This is a genomic window from Duganella vulcania (genome assembly GCF_009857655.1).
GTDB lineage: Bacteria > Pseudomonadota > Gammaproteobacteria > Burkholderiales > Burkholderiaceae_D > Rugamonas > Rugamonas vulcania.
In genome coordinates this window covers 42,792-61,022 of record NZ_WWCX01000037.1, presented here as the reverse complement: position 1 = coordinate 61,022, position 18,231 = coordinate 42,792, and the positions used below count along the sequence as shown (strand labels likewise).

The window sequence follows — 18,231 nt, the reverse complement described above, 5'->3', positions numbered from 1 at the left end:
GCCGCACGCTGGCGGTGGGCGCGCCGGGCCAGCAGGGCGGCGCCGGCCAGGTGTACGAGTACCGCTACAGCGGCGCCAATTTCAGCGGCGCCGCCACCACGGCCACGGTGGCCAATCCGCGCGGCGCGTTCGCCGACGCCTTCGGCACGGCGGTCGCGCTCAACAACGACGGCAGCAAGCTGGCGGTGGGCGCGCTGTACGACGGCACGGCCGGCACCAATGCCGGCGCCGCCCATCTGTACACCAATAGCGACCTGGCCGCGATCACCCGCACCGCCACCATCAACGGCAGCGGCGGCGACGCGCTGTTCGGCACCGCGCTGGCCTACAACGGCGCCGGCGACCGCCTGGCCGTGGGCGCCATCGGCGAGAGCAACGGCCGGGGCGCGGTCTACCTGTACGACAGCAGCGCCGCCCCGGCGCTGCTGCGCAAACTGAGCACGGGCGCCAGCGGCGGCAACAACACCAACGTGGCGCTGCTCGACGGCGAATATTTCGGCTCCGCGCTGGCCTTCAACGCGGCCGGCACCCGGCTGGCGGTGGGCGCGCCATCGTCGCCCGCCAGCGGCGGCGCCACCCTCGGGCCGGGCGCGGTGCGCATCTACGACTTCGCCAACACCGGCTACGCCACGCCGGTGCTGAGCGCCACGCTGGGCCGCGGCTATGGCGGCGCGCCAAACGTGGATGTCCCGCTCAACGACTACGACAGCTTCGGCTTCGCGGTGGCGCTCAACGGCGCCGGCGACCGCCTAGTGGTCGGCGCGCCGTACAGCGACGGCGCGCTGGCCGGCACCGCCGGCAGCGGCAGCGTCCACGCTTTCGTGCTGGCGCCGTCGCCGGCCGACAACCAGTTCTACGCCAACCCGAGCGGCGGCACCTCCACCGTCAGCTCGGTCGCGCTGGCGGCGCAGCTGGCCAGCGGCGTTTCGCTCACGCTCCAGGCCAGCAACGACCTGACGCTCGACAGCGGCAGCGCGATCAACGCCGGCGCCGGCGCCGGTTCGCTGACGCTGCAGGCCGGCCGCAGCGTGGTCCTCAATTCCGCCATCACGCTGGGCAGCGGCTCGCTGACGGTGGTGGCCAACGACAGCAAGCCGACGCCGTCCACCGGCCCGGTCGACGCCGACCGCGACGCCGGCGCCGCCACGCTGACGGTCAACGCCGCGCTCACCAGCGGCGGCGATGTCAGCCTGGCGATCGCCGACGGCAGCGGCAAGACCAACCGCGACAACGGCGCGCTGCAGGTGAACGCCGCCGTCACGGCGCGCGGCATCAGCCTGAAGAACCAGGGGCCGACCGTCGGCACCGTGGCGCTGGGCGCGGGCGGCGTGCTGTCCGCGTCGGGCAGCGGCACCGCCATCGAGGTGGTGGCCGGCCCGGCAGGCGGCGGCCTGTTCACCAACAATTCCGCGCAGGCGACGCCGCTGGGCGCTGGCCTGAACCTGACCGGCGCCGGACGCTTCCTGGTGTATGCCGCCAATCCGGCCACCAGCGTGGAGGGCGTGTCCGCCGCCGCGTACAACAAGCATTACGCACAAAGCTACGGCGGCGGCACGCCGGCCTACGCCGCCGCCGGCAACTGGTTCCTGTATTCGGTCGCGCCGACGCTGACCATCACCGCCGCCAACGCCAGCAAGGTGTATGACGGCCAGGGCGCGGGTCCGCTGGCCTATTCGGTCAGCGGCTATATCGACGGCGACATCTCCGCCGCGTTGAGCGGTGCGCTCGGCGTGGCCGGCGGCGGCAGGAACGCCGGCAGCTACGCCATCGGCCAGGGCACGCTGGCTAGCGCGATGGGCTACACCATCAACCTGGCCGGCAACGGCGCGATGCTGACGGTGACACCGAAAGCGCTGACCGTGGCGGCGGCCGGCATCGACAAGGTGTACGACGGCACCCGCAACGCGAGCGTCAACTACAGCAGCGATGCGATCAACGGCGATGCGCTCAGTATCAGCGGCAACGCCAGCTTCGCCGACAAGAACGCGCAAGCCGGCAAGAGCGTGGCCGTCAGCGGCATCACGCTGGGCGGCGCCGACGCCGGCAACTACACGCTGAGCAGCAGCACGGCGGCCACCACCGCCAGCATCACGCCGCGCACCCTCAACGCCAGCGCCACCAGCGCCGGCAAGGTCTACGACGGCAACACCACCGCCAGCGTGACGCTGGGCGACGACCGCATCGCCGGCGACCAGCTGGTGCTGGGTTCGGGCAGCGCCAGCTACGCCGACAAGCAGGCCGGCGCCGCCAAGACCATCACCGTGGGCGGCATCACGCTGTCCGGCGCGGACGCGGCCAACTACGCGCTGGGCGCGGCCAGCGTCACCACGCAGGCCGCCATCACGGCACGCACGTTGAACGTCAGCGCCACCGGCGCCAGCAAGGTCTACGACGGCAACAGCGGCGCCACCATCGCGCTGGGCGACGACCGCGTGAACGGCGACGTGCTGACCGTGTCCGCCGCCGCCTCCACCTACGCCGACAAGAACGTCGGCAACGGCAAGACCGTGACCGCGTCCGGGCTGGCGCTGGGCGGCGCCGACGCCGGCAACTACGTGCTGGCCTCGTCCAGCGCCAGCGGCACCGGCAGCATCACGGCGCGCACGCTGAACGCGGTCGCCACCGGCGCCACCAAGGTGTACGACGGCACCACCGCCGCCACCGTCACCTACAGCGACGACCGCGTGGCCGGCGACGCCATCACCTACGGCGGCAGCGCCAGCTACGCCGACAAGAACGCCGGCGGCGGCAAGGCGGTCGCCATCGGCAGCGTGTCGATCGGCGGCGCCGATGCCGGCAACTATGTGCTGGCTGTGGGCGGCAACGCCACCACCACCGGCGCCATCACGCAGCGCGCGCTGACGGTGTCCGTCGGCGCGGCCGGCAAGGTTTATGACGGCACCACCGCCGCCAGCGTGACGCTGGGCGACGACCGCGTGGCCGGCGACCAGCTGGCGCTGGCCGGCAGCGCCAATTATGACAGCAAGAATGCCGGCAACCGCAGCGTCACCGTGTCCGGCATCACGCTGAGCGGCGCCGACGCCGGCAACTACCAGGTGGCCGCGGGCAGCGCCACCGGCACCGGCGTCATCACGCCGAAGGCGCTGGTGTTCAGCGTCAGCGGCGCGGACAAGGTGTACGACGGCACCACCGCCGCCCATGTGGACTTCCATGACGACCGCCTGGCCGGCGACCAGCTGGGCTTTGGCGCCAACGCCAGCTACGCCGACAAGAACGCCGGCGCCGGCAAGGCTGTCACCGTGACCGGCATCGCGCTCAGTGGCGCGGACGCGGGCAACTACACGCTGGCCTCCACCAGCGCCGCCACCACCGCCGGCATCACCGCGCGCACGCTGACGGCCACCGCCAGCGGTGTCACGCGGGTCTACGACGGCACCACCGCCGCCGTGGCGACGCTGGGCGACAACCGCATCCAGGGCGACCAGCTGACGCTGACCGCCAGCGGCTCCGCCGCCTACGCCGACAAGAACGCCGGCAGCGGCAAGGCGCTCAGCGTGACCGGCGTGGCGCTGTCCGGCGCCGATGCCGGCAACTACGTGCTGGCCTCGAACACCGTCAACGGCACCGGCACCGTCACGCAAAAGACGCTGACGGTCGCGGCGACCGGCAGCGACAAGGTGTATGACGGCACCGTCGCCGCCCGTGTCGACTACACCGACAGCGGCCGCATCGCGGGCGACCAGTTCACCGTCGGCGGCACCGCCAGCTACGCCAACAAGAACGTCGGCGCCGGCAAGACCATCAGCGTCACCGGGATCACCCTGAGCGGCGCGGACGCCGGCAACTACGCGGTCGCACCGGCCACCCTGGACGCCACCGGCAGCATCACGGCGCGCGCGCTCAACGTGGGCATCGCCAGCGCCGGCAAGGTGTACGACGGCACCACCTCGGCCATTGTGAGCATGACGGACGACCGGGTCGGCGGCGATGTGCTCAGCTTCACCAGCAACGCCGCCAGCTACGCGGACAAGAATGTCGGCAGCGGCAAGACCGTCAGCGTGAGCGGCATCGCGCTGTCCGGCGCCGATGCGCGTAACTACACGCTGTCGAACACCGGCGCCAGCACCCTCGCCGCCATCACGCCGCGCACGCTGACCGTCAGCGGCACGGGCGTGAGCAAGGTGTACGACGGCACCACCGCCGCCAGCGTGACCTTCGCCGACAACCGTGTCGGCGGCGACCAGTTGAACGTCACCGTCGGCAGCGCCAGCTATGTGGACAAGAACGTGGATGCCCACAAGGCGCTGACCTTCAGCGGCGTCGCGCTGTCCGGCGCGGACAGCGGCAATTACGTGCTGGACGTGGCCGGCAGCGGCGGCACCGGCGCCATCACGCCGCGCACGCTGAACGCCGGCGCCGCGGGCGTCGACAAGGTCTATGACGGCACCACCGCGGCGGCCCTGGCCTGGAACGACGACCGCGTGCGCGGCGACGTCCTGGCCTACAACGCCAGCGCCAGTTTCGCCGACAAGAACGCCGGCGGCGCCAAGACGGTCAGTGTGACCGGCGTGACGCTGGGCGGCGCGGACAGCGGCAACTACGTGCTCGCGCTGGGCAATGCGCCGGTGCGCGCCGCGATCACGCCGCGCGTGCTGGCCGTGACGGCCAGCGCCGCCAGCAAGGTCTACGACGGCACCACCGCCGCCAGCGCCACGCTGAGCGACGACCGTATCGGCGGCGACGTGCTGACGGTGACCGGTGGCGCGGCGGCCTTCGCCGACAAGAACGCGGGCGCCGCCAAGGCCGTCAGCGTGAGCGGTGTGACGCTGTCCGGCGCCGACGCCGGCAACTACCGGCTGGCGTCGGCCACCGCCAACGGCAGCGGGACGATCACGCAGCGCGACCTGACCTTTACCGCCAGCGGTTACGACAAGGTGTACGACGGCGGCACCAACGCGACGCTCACGTTCACCGACAACCGCCTCGCCGGTGACAGCCTTGGTTTCGTGTCGTCGGCTGCGTTCAGCGACAAGAACGTCGGCACGGGCAAGACGATCACCGTGTCCGGCCTGTCGCTGAGCGGCGCGGATGCAGCCAACTACCGGCTGACCACCACCTCCGGCAGCGCCTCCGCGTCGATCACGCCGCGTGCGCTGGCCGTCAGCGCCAGCGCGGCCGACAAGGTGTACGACGGCACCACCGCCGCCAGTATTCAGTTCAAGGATGACCGCGTGGCGGGCGATGAGCTGTCGCTGGCCGGCAGCGCCAGTTTCGCCAGCAAGAACGCCGGCGTGCAGCAGGTGCGGCTGGACGGCGTGACGGTGGCGGGTGCCGATGCCGCCAACTACACGATATCCGTGGCTGGCGCGGGCAGCGCGACGATCGCGCAGCGCGCGTTGAGCGCCAGCGTGACGGCGTCCGACAAGGTCTACGACGGCGGCACCACGGCCAGCGTGGCCCTGAGCGTGAACGCGCTGGCCGGCGATGCGGTGCGCATCAGCGGCAGCGGCGCGTTCGCCGACAAGAATGCCGGCGCGGGCAAGAACATCGTCCTGAGCGGCGTCGCCTTGTCCGGCGCCGACGCCGGCAACTACAAACTGGACGCGGCCAGCCTCAAGGCCAGCGCCGCGATCACGCCGCGCGCGCTGGTCGCCACCGTGAGCGCGGCCGACAAGGTCTACGACGGCACGGTGGCCGCGCAGTTCTCGGTCGCCGACAACCGCATCGCCGGCGATGTGCTGGACGTGTTGGGCGGCAGCGCGGCCTTCGCCGACAAGAACGCCGGCGCCGGCAAGACGGTGACGGTCAGCGGCCTGTCGCTGGGCGGCGCCGATGCCCGCAACTACACGCTGGCCTCGTCCAGTGCCACGACCGCCGCCGCCATCGCGCGCAAGGACCTGACCATCACCGCCAACAGCCTGACGCGCACCGCCGGCTTCGCCAATCCGGCCCTGGGCTACACGGTCGGCGGGCTGGTGGCCGGCGACGCGGTCGGCGCGGTCACGGCCAGCACCAGCGCCACGGTGCAGTCGCCGGTCGGCGTTTATCCAATCACCCTGGCCGGCGCCGATCTGCCGAACTACAAGGTCAGTTACGTTGACGGCGTGCTGACGGTGACCAGTCCGCGCGTGCCGTTGACGGACACCATTGGCGCCATCGTGCGGCCGACGATAACGGTCATGCCGGTCGCTCCGGGCGTCAGTAGCTTCGCCGTGCCGACCGCGCCGGACTTGCCGCAGCAGCGCCTGGCGGACGTCCGCGCTGCCACCGGTCCGGCCGCCGGCAGCGGTGCTGGCGCCGCGCCGCGCATTGCCGCCGTGGCCAACCTGAACGTCAACGACGGCACCGGGGCGAATGCCACCTTCGCCGTGCCGTCCGGCCCCGCCATCGGCACGGCGATCCTGCCAGGCGGTACGCAGGTGGCGTCGCGCGACGGCGGCCTGCGGACCCCGGAATAACAATGCAAACGAAACCAAGGAACCACGTGCATCACAATCACACCGCGGGCGCATTGGCGCTGGCGATACTGCTCACCCCCGCGCTGGTGCTGGCGCAAACCACGCCGGCGCCGGACGCTGGCCGCCTGCTGGAAACCAACCGTCCGCCGGCACTGATCCTGACGCCCAGGACCGGCGGCCCCGTGCTCCCGGACAGCAAGGCCCGCAAGGGCGTTCAACTGAGCGGCGCGCAGCGCGTGATGGTGCGCCGCTTCGTGTTCGACGGCGCCGGCGCGGTCCCGGAAGCGACGCTGCAGGAGCTGCTCAAGCCCTATACGGGCCGGGAGCTGACCTTCGATGAACTAAGTGCCGCCGCCAACGCCGTCACCAGCTGCTACCGCGAGCGCGGCTACCTGCTGGCCACCGCCATGCTGCAGCCGCAGGAGCTGGGCCAGGGCGAGGTGCGCATCACCGTGCTGGAAGGTCGGGTCGGCGAGATCAAGCTGCTGCCCGATGCCACCGTGCGCCTGAAGCCGGAGCAGGCGCGCCGCTATTTCGACGTGCTGACGCCGGTGGGCCAGCCGCTGCGCGACAGCGCGCTGGAACGCGCGCTGCTGCTGACGGACGATTTCCCCGGCCTGACCGCGCGCGCCGAACTGGCGCCCGGTGCGCGCGTGGGCGAAACCGAACTCGATATCGCGCTGAGCGAAACGCCGCTTGTCAGTGGAACCGTCGGTGTGGACAACTCATCCAACCGCTACACCGGCCGCGTGCGCGCGCAGGGCGGTATCAACTTCAACGATATCGGCGGCGCGGGCGGCCAGGCCTCGCTGCTCGGTTCAACCACCGGCGCGGATTTCCAGTATTTGCGCGCCGGTTACGTGATGCCGGTGGGCGACCACGGCACCCGCGTCGGCGCCGCCTACTCGGCGCTGCGCTACCAGCTCGGCGCGGAGTTCGCGTCGCTGAACGGCTTCGGTGGCGCCAAGGTGGCGCAGCTGCTGGTGACGCATCCGCTGCTGCGCACTGGCGACACCAACATCCAGCTGCGCGCCGGCTACGACAACAAGCGCTACACCAATGACGCCAACGGCGTGCGCACCAGCGACAAGCGGGTCGACACGCTGGCGCTGGGGATAGGCTACACCAGCCAATACCGCTGGCTGGGCGGCTACACCAGCGCCTCGCTCGATGTCACGCCGGGCAAGGTCGACCTGTCGGCCAATCCGGCCTCGCTGGCGGCCGATGCCGCCGGCACCCAGGGCCATTTCGTGCGCGCCAACTACCAGGCCAGCCAATACCAGCGGCTGCGCGACGGCGTGATGGTATCGGCCAGCGTCAGCGGACAGCTGGCCACGGCCAACCTCGAATCGGGCGAGAAGATGTCGCTCGGTGGGCCGGGACGCGTGCGCGCCTATCCGGCCGGGGAGGCCAGCGGCGACGAGGGTTATGTGATGACGCTCGAGGGCCACTACGAGCTGCCTGCGCTGAAGTCCGACATCGCGGCCTTCTTCGACTACGGCCACATCACGCTGAACCACAAGGTGTACGAGGGCGCGCTGGCGGCCGGTGGGCCGGGCAACAGCTACAGCCTCAAAGGCGTGGGGCTGGGCTGGAGCTGGCGTCCGCTGGAGCGCACCGTGGTGCAGATCCAGGTGGCGGCCAAGGTGGGCAGCAATCCGGCCCGCAACAGCAAGGGCGCCGACGCCGACGGCAGCTCCTCGCGCATCCGCGCCTGGTTCAACGTCTCGACCTACTTCTGAGATCCGGCAAGCGGTGCGCCGCTTGTCACGCGGGCCAGATTTGGCTACCCTGAATCTCCCACTGAAAAGGAGACGGCCGTGCCCTATGTAGATGGTTTTGTGATTCCGGTTCGACCTGCGATGCTGGAACTCCGGCCCAGCCAGCCCGCCGACGAGGCCTTCCTGCGCGGCCTATACGCCTCCACCCGCGCCAACGAAATCAGCTTGTTCGGCTGGCACTCCAGCCAGGCCGAGATCTTCCTGCGCATGCAGTTCGACGCGCAGGACCGCCATTACCGCGCGGCCTATCCTGAGGGGCACTTCGATATTGTCGTACTGGATGGCGTGGCGATCGGGCGCTTCTACGTCGCGCGGCTGCCTGCCATGGCTCACGTGATCGACATCTCGCTGCTGCCGGAGTGGCGGGGGCAGGGCCATGGCACGCAACTGCTGCGCGGCCTGCAGCAGGACGCCGCGCGCGACGGCGCCGGCATCAGCATGCAGGTGGAGGGCAGCAATCCGGCGCAGCGCTTGTATGAGCGCCTCGGATTCCGCGTGACCGGGGACTCCGGGCTGTACAAGATGCTGGAGTGGCGTGCCTAGTTAGCCAGCACGGCGCGCATGGCGCCGCGTAGCGCGTTGCACACCACGATCTCGTCGGCCGCCGCCAGCATCGCGCGCGTGATGACGGCTTCGCTGGCCTGCCACTGCGGATCGTCCAGCATCACGCCGCGCATTACGCCCGGGAGCAGGCCGCAGCTCAAGGCGGGCGTCAGCCAGCGGCCGGCCACGTGTACGAAGACGTTGGTGCGGCCACCTTCGGTCAGTTCGCCGCGCTCGTTGAAGAACAGCGTATCGAACGCGCCTTGCGCCTCGGCGTCGCGCCAGGCGGCGTCGTAGCGGCTGCGGACACTGGTTTTGTGGCGCAGGAACAGGTCGCCCGATTCGGTGGTGTCCGGCGCCAGCAGCACGCGCACCGGCTCCGTCAACGCCGACAGCGGCGCATGCTGCACCGAGAACGCGCCCGCCGCGCTCAAGGCCAGGCGCAGGCGATAGTCGATGCCCGCGTCCAGCATGGCGCAGGCGGTGTCCAGGTAGGCGTTGGCCGCCGCCTCGTCCCAGGCGTAGCCGAAGCAGGCCGCGGATGCCGCCAGCCGCTTCAGGTGGCGTGCTCGATGGCGCACACCGTCCGCCCGCGTGGCGCGCATGGTTTCGAAAATCTCGAATTCGTTTTTCAGGCCGGTGAGGAAGCGCGCCTTGAGCTGGCACTCGGCGTATTCATCCTGCGCGTCGCTGTCGAAGACGATGCCGGCGCCCACGCCCATTTCGCCGTGGCGGATGCCGTTCGGGCTGTCCGCCGGCTGCAGCATCAGGGTGCGGATCGGCACCGACATGCAGAAGTCGCCCACCTTGCCGTCGCTGGATGGATCGAACCAGCCGATGGCGCCGGTGTAGATGCCGCGCGGGTCCGGCTCCAGCTCGCGGATGATTTCCATGGTGCGCCGCTTGGGCGCGCCGGTGATCGAGCCGCACGGGTACAGCGCGTTGAAGATGTCGGCCAGCGTGGCGTCGCCGCGCAGTTTGGCGGTGATGGTGGAGGTCATCTGCAGCACGCTGCTGTAGCGATGGACCTCGAACAGCGCCGGCACTTCGACGCTGCCGGTCTGCGCGACGCGGGCGATGTCGTTGCGCAGCAGGTCGACGATCATCAGGTTCTCGGCGCGGTTTTTCGGATCGGCGGCCAGCGTGGTGGCGCGCAGGATGTTCTCGGCGGCCTGCGACGGCGGCGCGGCGGGCGCCGTGCCTTTCATCGGCCGCGCGGTCAGCACGCCGTCCTCGTGGCGCACGAACAGTTCCGGCGACAGCGACAGGATGGCGCCGCCGTCCTCCATCCCCACCAGCGCGCCGTAGGGCACCGGCTGGCGTCCGCGCAGGCGGGCGTACAGCGCGTGGACGCTGCCAAACGCGTCAAAACGCAGCCTGTACGTGTAATTGACCTGGTAGGTGTCGCCGGCCTCGATGTAGTCGTGAATGCGCGCCAGCGCCCCGCTAAAGGCTTCCTGGCCGATGTTGGGACGGATGTTGGCGATGCCGGACGGGCGGTCGATCGGGAAGGAGCGCGCCGCCAGCCAGTCGCCCACCTCGGCCGGCGACAGCGGCGTGCATTGCGAGAACAGCAGGATCTGCGCCAGCGGCGGCTGTCCGGCTTCGGGGGCTGGCGCATGTCCGCCCAGTTGCAGCAATTCGGCGCCCAGTTCGTAGCTGCATACGGTGACGGCGTATTCGCCGCGCGCCAGCCCCGCCTGCATCTGCTCCAGCACTTGCGGCCACTGGCCGATGCCGTCGCAGCGCAGCGTGGCCGTGTGGCCTGTGTACAGGCGCGAACGCGCTCCCGGCGCTTGCGTGCCTTCCGGGCTGGCGTCGTCCAGCAGTGCGAATACTTCAGCGTTCATCTTCGACATACGGAAGCAGCAGGGCGATTTGCAAAGCCGCATCCTGCGCAGGGTTGTTCTTGAATCCACTCTTGGCGTAACGGTGCCAGCGGCCGATGACGAAACTCACCAGCATGCAGGCGCGCGCCTGCACGTCCGCCTCGTGCGCCTGGCCTTCGGTCACGGCCAGCCGCAAGGCCTGCTTGAGCGCCAGCTCCACGCGGTCGTGGAACTGGTTCATGCGCAGTTGCAGGCGCTCGTCCTCGTTCACCAGCGCGTCGCCGGTCAGCACCCGCGTCATGCCCGGATTCTGGCTGGCGAAGTTGAGCAGCATGCCGACGATGTCGCGCGCCTGCGCCAGGCCGTCGCCCTGGCGTTCGGCGATGCGGTTGATCAGGCCGAACACCGAGGACTCGATGAACTCGATCAGCCCTTCGAACATCTGCGCCTTGCTGGCGAAGTGCCGGTACAGCGCGGCCTCGGAGAACTCCAGCTTGCGCGCCAGCGCGGCGGTGGTGATCTTCTCGCCCTTGGGTTGTTCCAGCATCTCCGCCAGCGCCTGCAGGATCTGCATGCGGCGCTGGCCCGGCGGTGTGCTTGCCATGTGATCTCGCGGATAAGTGAATGGGTATGTCTTTTTGACCTGGCTTCAGCGCAGATGGTGCAACCGCGCCGGCAAATTCCTGACAGATTTTACTTTGACATCGACATAAGCGGGGCGAATTAACCTTTTTTGCGGATGCGCCAGGCCGACCGCGTCGCCCACCTTCAGGTATTGCGTGACCCAGGCGGTGCGCATGCCCAGCGCGTGGGCGCTGCGCAGGTTGGCCAGCGTGTCCTCGACCAGCACGCAGCGGCCGGGCGTGAGCCCGTGGCGCCGCATCAGTTTGCGCAGCAGCAGCTTGGATGGCTTGGGCCGCATCTGCCGGTGCACCGTCATCGACTCGACCGAGATGTGATGGTTGAAGTGGCGCTGCAATCCCAGGTGGCGCAGCACCTGCGTCGAGTAGCGGTGCGGCGCGTTGGTCAGCAGGATCTTGCGGCCGGGCAGGCGGCGCAGCAGCTGGCGCAGGCCACGCTCGGCGCGGATCATGTCGGTGAGCCGTTCGAAGCGGTGGGTCACGTCGAGAAAGTGTGAGGCCTGCACGCCATGGTGCTTCACCAGTCCCAGCATGGTGGCGCCGTAGCGCTGCCAGTACAGCGTGCGCGCGGCGTTGACGGCGTCCTCGCCGGCGGGGGTGACGCCGTCGCCCAGCACATTGGCGATGTAGACGTTCATGTTGGCCATGAGCGCCGGGAAGATCGCGTGCGAGGCGTTGTGCAGCGTGTTATCCAGATCGAATAGCCACACCGGGGATTTGCGGGTAATAATGTTCACTTCAATCAGCCATCCAAGGAAGCCATGCGGGAAGCCATACAGCGCCAGATTATAGTGATGTTCTGGACTTTGTTCTCATTGACCTGCCTTGTGCCGATGCAGGCATGGGCCGCCGACAAGCCGCAGGCGCCCAACCACGGCGCCTTGTTCAAGGTGCAGCAGGGCGGGCACACGCTGTACCTGTTCGGCACCATCCACGTCGGCGCGCCCGATTTCTATCCGCTGGAGCCGCGCATTGCGGCGGCGCTGAAGAAGGCGCCGGTGCTGGCGCTGGAGATCGACCCGCTGGGCGACCAGCAGAACCTGATGCGCGCCGTGCAGCGCCACGGCATGCTGTCCAAGGGCGGCCCGGCCGGACCGGAGCTGTCGGCCGACTGGCGCCAGCGGCTGGACCGCCTGCTCAAGCAGTACAACATCGAGCCGGAAACGGTGGCGGCGATGAAGCCCTGGCTGCTGGCCAGCCTGCTGACGGTGAGCGAGTTCTCGGCCCAGGGCTACGATGCGGCGCTGGCGGTGGACAGCCATTTGTCGAAGCAGGCGCACCAGCGCGGCCAGAAGGTGGTCGAGCTGGAGTCGGCCGAGAGCCAGATGGCGCTGTTCGACCAGATGAGCGCCGAGGAGCAGCTGGTCTTCCTGCAGGAGGCCATCGCCGGCATCGAGGACAAGGAGCAGGCCAACCAGGCGCGCGAAATCGCCGATGCATGGCGCAAGGCCGATGTGGTGGCGCTGGACGCGCTGGCGCTCAAGGCGGAGATGGACGACACCTACTCCGGCCGCTTCGTGCAGAAGGTGCTGCTGGACAGCCGCAATCCCACGCTGGCCGACGGCATGGTCAAGCTGATGGCGCGCGCGGACAACTGCGTGGCGGCGATCGGCGTGCTGCACCTGATCGGCAAGGGAAGCGTACCGGAACTGCTGCGCAAACGCGGGCTGTCGGTGGAACGGATTTACTGAGCGGGGGAGGGTACTACAGGAATGGTGCCCTTGACGTGGATTGAACACGTGGCCTCTCCCTTACCAAGGGAGTGCTCTACCACTGAGCTACAAGGGCATACAAATGTGGCGGTTTCACCGATTCGGCGAGACCGCCGTTTTTTCAGTGAGACCGGATCATAGTGCCAAAAGCCTGTTCGGTCAACACCTCGAGCAATAAACTGTGTTCAATTCGCCCGTCGATGATGTGAACCGTGTTGACGCCGGACTTGGCGGCGTCCAAAGCTGATGAAATTTTAGGCAGCATGCCGCCCGAAATCGTCCCGTCGGCGAACATCTCGTCGATCTCGCGCGCCGACAAATCGGTCACCAGGTTGCCCTGCTTGTCCTGCACGCCGGCGATATTGGTCATCATGATCAGCTTTTCAGCCTTCAGGATCTCGGCGATCTTGCCGGCGACGACGTCGGCGTTGATGTTGTACGCCTGGCCGTCCTGGCCGAAGCCGATCGGCGAAATGATGGGGATGAAGGCGTCGTCCTGCAGCGCCTTGACCACGGCCGGGTTGATCGCGTCGATCTCGCCGACGAAGCCGATGTCGAGGAACTGGCCCGGATTGTCCTTGTCCGGCATGGCCATCTTCTTGGCGCGAATCAGGCCGCCGTCCTTGCCGGTCAGGCCCACGGCCTGGCCGCCGTAGTGATTAATCAGCATCACGATGTCCTGCTGGACTTCGCCGCCCAGCACCCACTCCACCACTTCCATGGTCTCTTCGTCGGTGATGCGCATGCCCTGCACGAAGGTGCCCTGCTTGCCGATTTTTTTCAGCGCGTTGTCGATCTGCGGACCGCCGCCGTGCACCACGACCGGGTTCATGCCCACCAGTTTGAGCAAAATGACATCGCGGGCGAAGCCGTGTTTCAGGCGCTCGTCGGTCATCGCATTGCCACCGTATTTGATGACGATGGTCTTGCCGTGGAAATTACGGATGTAGGGCAGGGCCTCAGCCAGGATCTGCGCCTTGATCTGCGGCGCCACCGCGGTCAAGTCGTCATTCATGCCTAAGTTAAGGTTAGTCAGTTGGGTCATGGCGAGTCCGGTTAGAAAATTCTGTGCAATTTTACAGCCTCAAGCTGCAATCAACCATGCATTATAGGGCTATCCGGTTGTATTTTCCCGGATCATCCGATACGCTGGCCGTCATATGAGCCCTACCGATACCCTTCACCGCCAGCTGGAAGTCATGCGCCCCCTGCTTGTTCGATTTGCACAATTGCAAATACGGAACCAGGCACTGGCCGAGGACGCGGTCCAGGACGCGCTGATCGCCGTGCTGGAAAAGCCCGACCGCTTCAACGGACAGTCCTCGCTGCGCACCTACGTGACCGGGATCCTGAAGTTCAAGATCATCGACTGCCTGCGCGCCAGTTCGCGCGAACGCCAGATCGACACCGCCGAGGACCAGTCCGAGGACGACGCCATCGACGCCCTGTTCAAGCCGGACGGCCACACCGTCGAACAGCCGATGGCCTGGGGCGATCCGGATGCGACGCTGGAGCAGAAGGACTTCTTCAAGGTGCTGGAGATTTGCCTGGAAAAGCTGCCCGCCAAGACCGCCCGCATTTTCATGATGCGCGAGTGGCTGGAGCTGGAAACCGACGAAATTTGTAAGGAACTGGCGATTACAACGTCTAATGCATGGGTGCTCCTGTATCGTGCGCGCATGCGTTTGCGCGAGTGCCTGGACTTGAACTGGTTTGGCAACCGCCAGGCCACCTGACCGCGCCACTTACTGCTTCACCTACTGTCTGCGACCATGGAACCACATAAAACCGGCTTGAAGCCGACCTGCCGCGAAGTGCACCGGCTGGTGTCGGAAGGGATGGACCGCGATTTGTCCTTCGTCGAGCGCACCCGCATGCGGCTGCACTTGATGGTGTGCGACGCCTGCACCCGGTTCAACGGCCAGATGTCGCTGCTGCGCACCGCCATGCGGCGCTTCCCGCTCGACGTGCCGGAGGATGGCGTCCCGCCTCTGGACGACGACCCCGAACACCACCGGCCATAGGCGCGCCATGAGCACCTGCTCGCGCTGCGGCGCCCAATTCAGCTGCGCCATGGTCGATGCCGATCCGTCGGCGCCGGCGCAGCCCTGCTGGTGCACTTATCTTCCGGCCTCGCTGCCGGTGCCGTCCGCGCCGGGGGCCAGCTGCTGGTGCCCGGATTGTCTGAAAAAGCACATCCTGGACCAATGCGCCGACCATCCCAAGCCGGCCGGCTAGCCTGAAGGAAGCATGCATGCGCCGTTTTAGCGACATGGGTATCCGCGCGCGCATCAGCAGCGGCTATATCATCCTGATCCTGCTGATGATCGGCGTGATCCTGGTCGGCGTGAGCCGCATCTACGCCATCCGCGCCGAGAGCGACCATATCCTGCACCAGGACTGGGCCGCGAGCGCCGCCATCAATGCCATCGACACGCAGTCGCGCGAGGCGGCCACCCGCATCGTCACGCTGATCATCCAGAAGGACCAGAAGCACCGCGTCGAGAGCTACAGCCGCATCGACCGCATCAAGCTCGAAATCGACGCCCAGCTGGAGCTGCTGGCCAAACTGGACACCGCGCCGGAAGCGCGGGCGCAGATCGAGAAGGTCAAGCAGGCGCGCGCCGCCTACTACGACAGCTTCATCGCCGTGGCCGACATGGTGGAGGCCGAGGACCGCGACCAGGCCGAGGAAAGGATGAACGCGGCCGCGCTGCCGGCGCTGGACCACCTGCTGGAGCAGATCAAGCTGCTGGACCATCTTCAGCAAAGCCAGGTGATGGCCAGCGCCGATCGCGCGCGCGCCGACATCAATTTTTCGCTGTTGCTGATTTCGCTGATGGGTGGCGCGGCGGTCCTGGTGGGGATAGGCTTCGGGATGTCGGTGCGTTCGATCACGCGGCCGCTGGAGGCGGCGATCGGCATCGCCAAGCGGGTCGGGCAGGGCGACCTCAGTTCGGTGATCGAGGTGACTTCGCAGGACGAGACGGGTGAACTGCTGCACGCGCTCAAGCTGATGACGGCCAGCCTGGCGGCCGAACAGCAGCTGCGCCACGCGGTGATGGTGGCCGAGGATGCGACCAAGATGAAGTCCGACTTCCTGGCCAATATGTCGCACGAGATCCGCACGCCGATGAACGGCATCATCGGCATGACGCACCTGGCGCTGCAGACCGACCTCACGCCCAAGCAGCGCAACTACCTGGAGAAGGTGGAAGGCGCGGCCAAGAACCTGCTGGGCATCATCAACGACATCCTGGACTTCTCGAAGATCGAGGCCGGCAAGCTGGCCTTCGAAGAGGTCGATTTCTACGTCGAGGATGTGATGGCGAACATCGCCGACCTGTCCGTGATGCGGGCGCAGGACAAGGGCCTGGAGCTGCTGTTCGATGTCGGACCGGACGTGCCGCAGGCGCTGGTGGGCGATCCGCTGCGCTTCGGCCAGGTGATGATCAACCTGACCAACAACGCCATCAAGTTCACGCAGCAGGGCGAGATCGTGGTGACCATCCACGTGCAGGAACACCTGCCCGACCAGCGCGTGCGCCTGCGCGTGGACGTGCGCGACACCGGCCCCGGATTGACGCCGGACCAGCAGGCGCGCCTGTTCCAGGCTTTCACGCAGGCCGACACCTCCACCACGCGCCATCACGGCGGCACGGGCCTGGGCCTGACCATCAGCAAGCGCCTGGTGGAGCTGATGGACGGCGAGATCGGGCTGGAAAGCCAGCCTGGCGTCGGCAGCACCTTCCACTTCACGGCGGTATTCGGCGTGGCCGCCGTCGAGGCGCCGCAGCCGCTGCCGGACATCTCGGGCCTGCGCGTGCTGGTGGTGGACGACAACGCCAGCGCCCGCGAAATCTTCATGGGCATGCTGTCGTCCATGCAGTTCGCCGCCGCCAGCGCAGACGGCGGCCCGCGCGCCCTCGACCTGGCCGCGCAGGCGCGCGGCGAGGGCCGGCCGTTCAATGTGGTGCTGCTGGACTGGCAAATGCCCGGCATGAACGGCCTGGAGACGCTGCAGGCGCTGCGCGCGCAGGCGGAGGAAGCGGGCGCGGAGCCGCCGGCCTTCATCATGGTCACCGCCTACAACCGCGATGTGCTGATGGAAGAAGCGCGCGGCATCGCCATCGACGCCATGCTGAACAAGCCGGTCAGCTCCTCGACGCTGCTCGATTCGATATCCACCGTGTTCGGCAAGGACTTGAGCCGCTGCCGCAGCACGCGCCGCCGCGCCGACTACATGGCGGCCGAGGAGGCCATGCGCGGCGCCTACCTGCTGCTGGTGGAGGACAACGAGGTCAATCAGGAAGTCGCGCAGCAGATCCTCAGCGACGCCGGCATCCGCGTCGACATCGCCGTCAACGGGGCGATGGCGCTGGCGAAGATCGCCGTAGCCGACTACGACGGGGTGCTGATGGACTGCCAGATGCCGGTGATGGACGGTTACGACGCCACCCGCAAGCTGCGCGAGGATCCGCGCAACGCCGACCTGCCGGTGATCGCCATGACCGCCAACGCCATGGTCGGCGACAAGGAGAAGTGCCTGGCCGCCGGCATGAACGACTTCATCGCCAAGCCGATCGACGTGGCGCAGCTGTTCACGACGCTGGCACGCTGGGTCACGGTGAAGAATCCGCTGGCGCTTGAAACGGCGGCCGAAACGCCTGCCGGTGCGGGCCGCGACGAGGTGCTGCCGGTGGTCGCGGGCCTGCGCATGGAAGCCGCGCTGCAGCGTGTGGGCGGTAATGTTAAGCTGATGCGCAAACTGCTGTCGCGCTTTGTCGAAACCCAGTTCGACGCCATGCAGCGCATCGCCACCGCCATCGAAAACAACGATCTGGCCGGCGCCACGCGCGAGGCGCATACTGTGAAGGGCCTGGCCGGCAATATCGGTGCGGGCGGCATGGCCGATGCGGCCGGCAAGGTGGAGCAGATGCTGGCGATGGGCGCGACCAAGGGCCGCGACGAAGCCATCGCCGACATGGCGAACGAATTGAACGACCTGGTGGGGCGCATCGCGATGGCGATGGACGACAAGCCGGCCGCCGTGGAACCGGCGCCGGCGCCGCAGGCGGTGGACAAGGACGAACTGGCGGCGGTGGCGCACGAGATGGCGCGCCTGCTGGCGCAGGATGACGGCGCCGCCGTCAAGCTGCTGGACCGCCTGTGCGGCGCGCTGACCGCGGCAGGCCAGGCCGAACATGCGCGCCAGCTGCGGCGCATGCTGGGACAGTACGATTTTGAAGGCGCGCTGGATGAACTGAAGGCCGCCGCCGATGCACTGAGTATCGCTTTGTGAAGAG

The 18,231-nt window shown here is 68.1% G+C and carries 12 protein-coding genes and 1 tRNA gene; 8 read left to right on the top strand and 5 right to left on the bottom strand.

Annotated elements, in window-relative coordinates:
- The first annotated feature begins 14 nt into the window (after positions 1 to 14).
- The 3 genes from GTP90_RS19535 (at position 15) to GTP90_RS19525 (ending at position 8,743) form a co-directional block, all read left to right on the top strand.
- The gene (locus GTP90_RS19535) at positions 15 to 6,419 is read left to right on the top strand and encodes a YDG domain-containing protein (protein WP_217432003.1); all 6,405 of its coding nucleotides are present in this window, start codon (positions 15 to 17) and stop codon (positions 6,417 to 6,419) included.
- Between the two features lie 26 nt (positions 6,420 to 6,445).
- On the top strand, positions 6,446 to 8,161 hold the full coding sequence (locus tag GTP90_RS19530) for a ShlB/FhaC/HecB family hemolysin secretion/activation protein (protein WP_161085127.1): 1,716 nt from the start codon (positions 6,446 to 6,448) through the stop codon (positions 8,159 to 8,161).
- Positions 8,162 to 8,239: 78 nt separating this feature from the next.
- On the top strand, positions 8,240 to 8,743 hold the full coding sequence (locus tag GTP90_RS19525) for a GNAT family N-acetyltransferase (protein WP_371875088.1): 504 nt from the start codon (positions 8,240 to 8,242) through the stop codon (positions 8,741 to 8,743).
- On the opposite strand, the gene pabB is transcribed toward GTP90_RS19525, so the two are convergent.
- The 3 genes from pabB to GTP90_RS19510 are packed head-to-tail and all read right to left on the bottom strand — an operon-like array spanning position 8,740 to position 11,950.
- Positions 8,740 to 10,593: an aminodeoxychorismate synthase component I gene (pabB, locus tag GTP90_RS19520; protein ID WP_161085126.1), complete on the bottom strand. Its 1,854-nt coding sequence runs from the start codon at positions 10,591 to 10,593 to the stop codon at positions 8,740 to 8,742. The two genes, GTP90_RS19525 and pabB, sit on opposite strands and share 4 nt — an antisense overlap.
- Positions 10,583 to 11,176 carry a nucleoid occlusion factor SlmA gene (gene slmA, locus GTP90_RS19515; RefSeq protein ID WP_161085125.1) on the bottom strand — a complete coding sequence of 198 codons (594 nt, stop codon included), beginning with the start codon at positions 11,174 to 11,176 and terminating at the stop codon, positions 10,583 to 10,585. Before slmA ends, pabB begins: the two co-directional genes overlap by 11 nt.
- Before the next feature lie 45 nt (positions 11,177 to 11,221).
- On the bottom strand, positions 11,222 to 11,950 hold the full coding sequence (locus GTP90_RS19510; RefSeq protein ID WP_371875087.1) for an HAD-IA family hydrolase: 729 nt from the start codon (positions 11,948 to 11,950) through the stop codon (positions 11,222 to 11,224).
- Positions 11,951 to 11,974: 24 nt separating this feature from the next.
- On the opposite strand from GTP90_RS19510, the gene GTP90_RS19505 reads away from it, so the two are divergent.
- Positions 11,975 to 12,904, top strand: coding sequence for a TraB/GumN family protein (locus tag GTP90_RS19505; protein ID WP_161085124.1), 930 nt, complete (start codon positions 11,975 to 11,977; stop codon positions 12,902 to 12,904).
- 22 nt (positions 12,905 to 12,926) lie between these two features.
- Here GTP90_RS19505 and GTP90_RS19500 read toward each other — a convergent pair.
- A tRNA-Thr gene (locus GTP90_RS19500) sits at positions 12,927 to 13,001 on the bottom strand.
- 45 nt (positions 13,002 to 13,046) lie between these two features.
- The gene (gene argB / locus GTP90_RS19495; RefSeq protein ID WP_117012405.1) at positions 13,047 to 13,940 is read right to left on the bottom strand and encodes an acetylglutamate kinase; all 894 of its coding nucleotides are present in this window, start codon (positions 13,938 to 13,940) and stop codon (positions 13,047 to 13,049) included.
- Between the two features lie 145 nt (positions 13,941 to 14,085).
- Here argB and GTP90_RS19490 point away from each other — a divergent pair, with 145 nt between their 5' ends.
- From GTP90_RS19490 to GTP90_RS19475, 4 genes are read left to right on the top strand one after another with little or no spacing between them, the layout of a single operon-like run.
- Complete coding sequence (locus GTP90_RS19490) at positions 14,086 to 14,661, top strand: sigma-70 family RNA polymerase sigma factor (RefSeq protein WP_117012406.1); 576 nt, start codon at positions 14,086 to 14,088, stop codon at positions 14,659 to 14,661.
- Positions 14,662 to 14,697: 36 nt separating this feature from the next.
- Positions 14,698 to 14,949: a zf-HC2 domain-containing protein gene (locus GTP90_RS19485; protein ID WP_161085123.1), complete on the top strand. Its 252-nt coding sequence runs from the start codon at positions 14,698 to 14,700 to the stop codon at positions 14,947 to 14,949.
- A gap of 7 nt (positions 14,950 to 14,956) precedes the next feature.
- Entirely contained in the window at positions 14,957 to 15,163 is a 207-nt protein-coding gene (locus GTP90_RS19480) for a cysteine-rich CWC family protein (protein ID WP_161085122.1), read from the top strand.
- A 16-nt stretch (positions 15,164 to 15,179) separates the two neighbouring features.
- Positions 15,180 to 18,227 carry a hybrid sensor histidine kinase/response regulator gene (locus GTP90_RS19475; RefSeq protein WP_175048157.1) on the top strand — a complete coding sequence of 1,016 codons (3,048 nt, stop codon included), beginning with the start codon at positions 15,180 to 15,182 and terminating at the stop codon, positions 18,225 to 18,227.
- Positions 18,228 to 18,231: the final 4 nt, after the last annotated feature.

Excerpts from the sequence above, each read along its gene's own strand:
- GTP90_RS19480 (WP_161085122.1), top strand. The coding sequence starts at position 14,957 with ATGAGCACCTGCTCGCGCTGCGGCGCCCAATTCAGCTGCGCCATGGTC.
- argB (WP_117012405.1), bottom strand. The coding sequence starts at position 13,940 with ATGAATGACGACTTGACCGCGGTGGCGCCGCAGATCAAGGCGCAGATC.
- GTP90_RS19485 (WP_161085123.1), top strand. The coding sequence starts at position 14,698 with ATGGAACCACATAAAACCGGCTTGAAGCCGACCTGCCGCGAAGTGCAC.
- pabB (WP_161085126.1), bottom strand. The coding sequence starts at position 10,593 with ATGAACGCTGAAGTATTCGCACTGCTGGACGACGCCAGCCCGGAAGGC.
- GTP90_RS19475 (WP_175048157.1), top strand. The coding sequence starts at position 15,180 with ATGCGCCGTTTTAGCGACATGGGTATCCGCGCGCGCATCAGCAGCGGC.
- slmA (WP_161085125.1), bottom strand. The coding sequence starts at position 11,176 with ATGGCAAGCACACCGCCGGGCCAGCGCCGCATGCAGATCCTGCAGGCG.
- GTP90_RS19505 (WP_161085124.1), top strand. The coding sequence starts at position 11,975 with ATGCGGGAAGCCATACAGCGCCAGATTATAGTGATGTTCTGGACTTTG.
- GTP90_RS19490 (WP_117012406.1), top strand. The coding sequence starts at position 14,086 with ATGAGCCCTACCGATACCCTTCACCGCCAGCTGGAAGTCATGCGCCCC.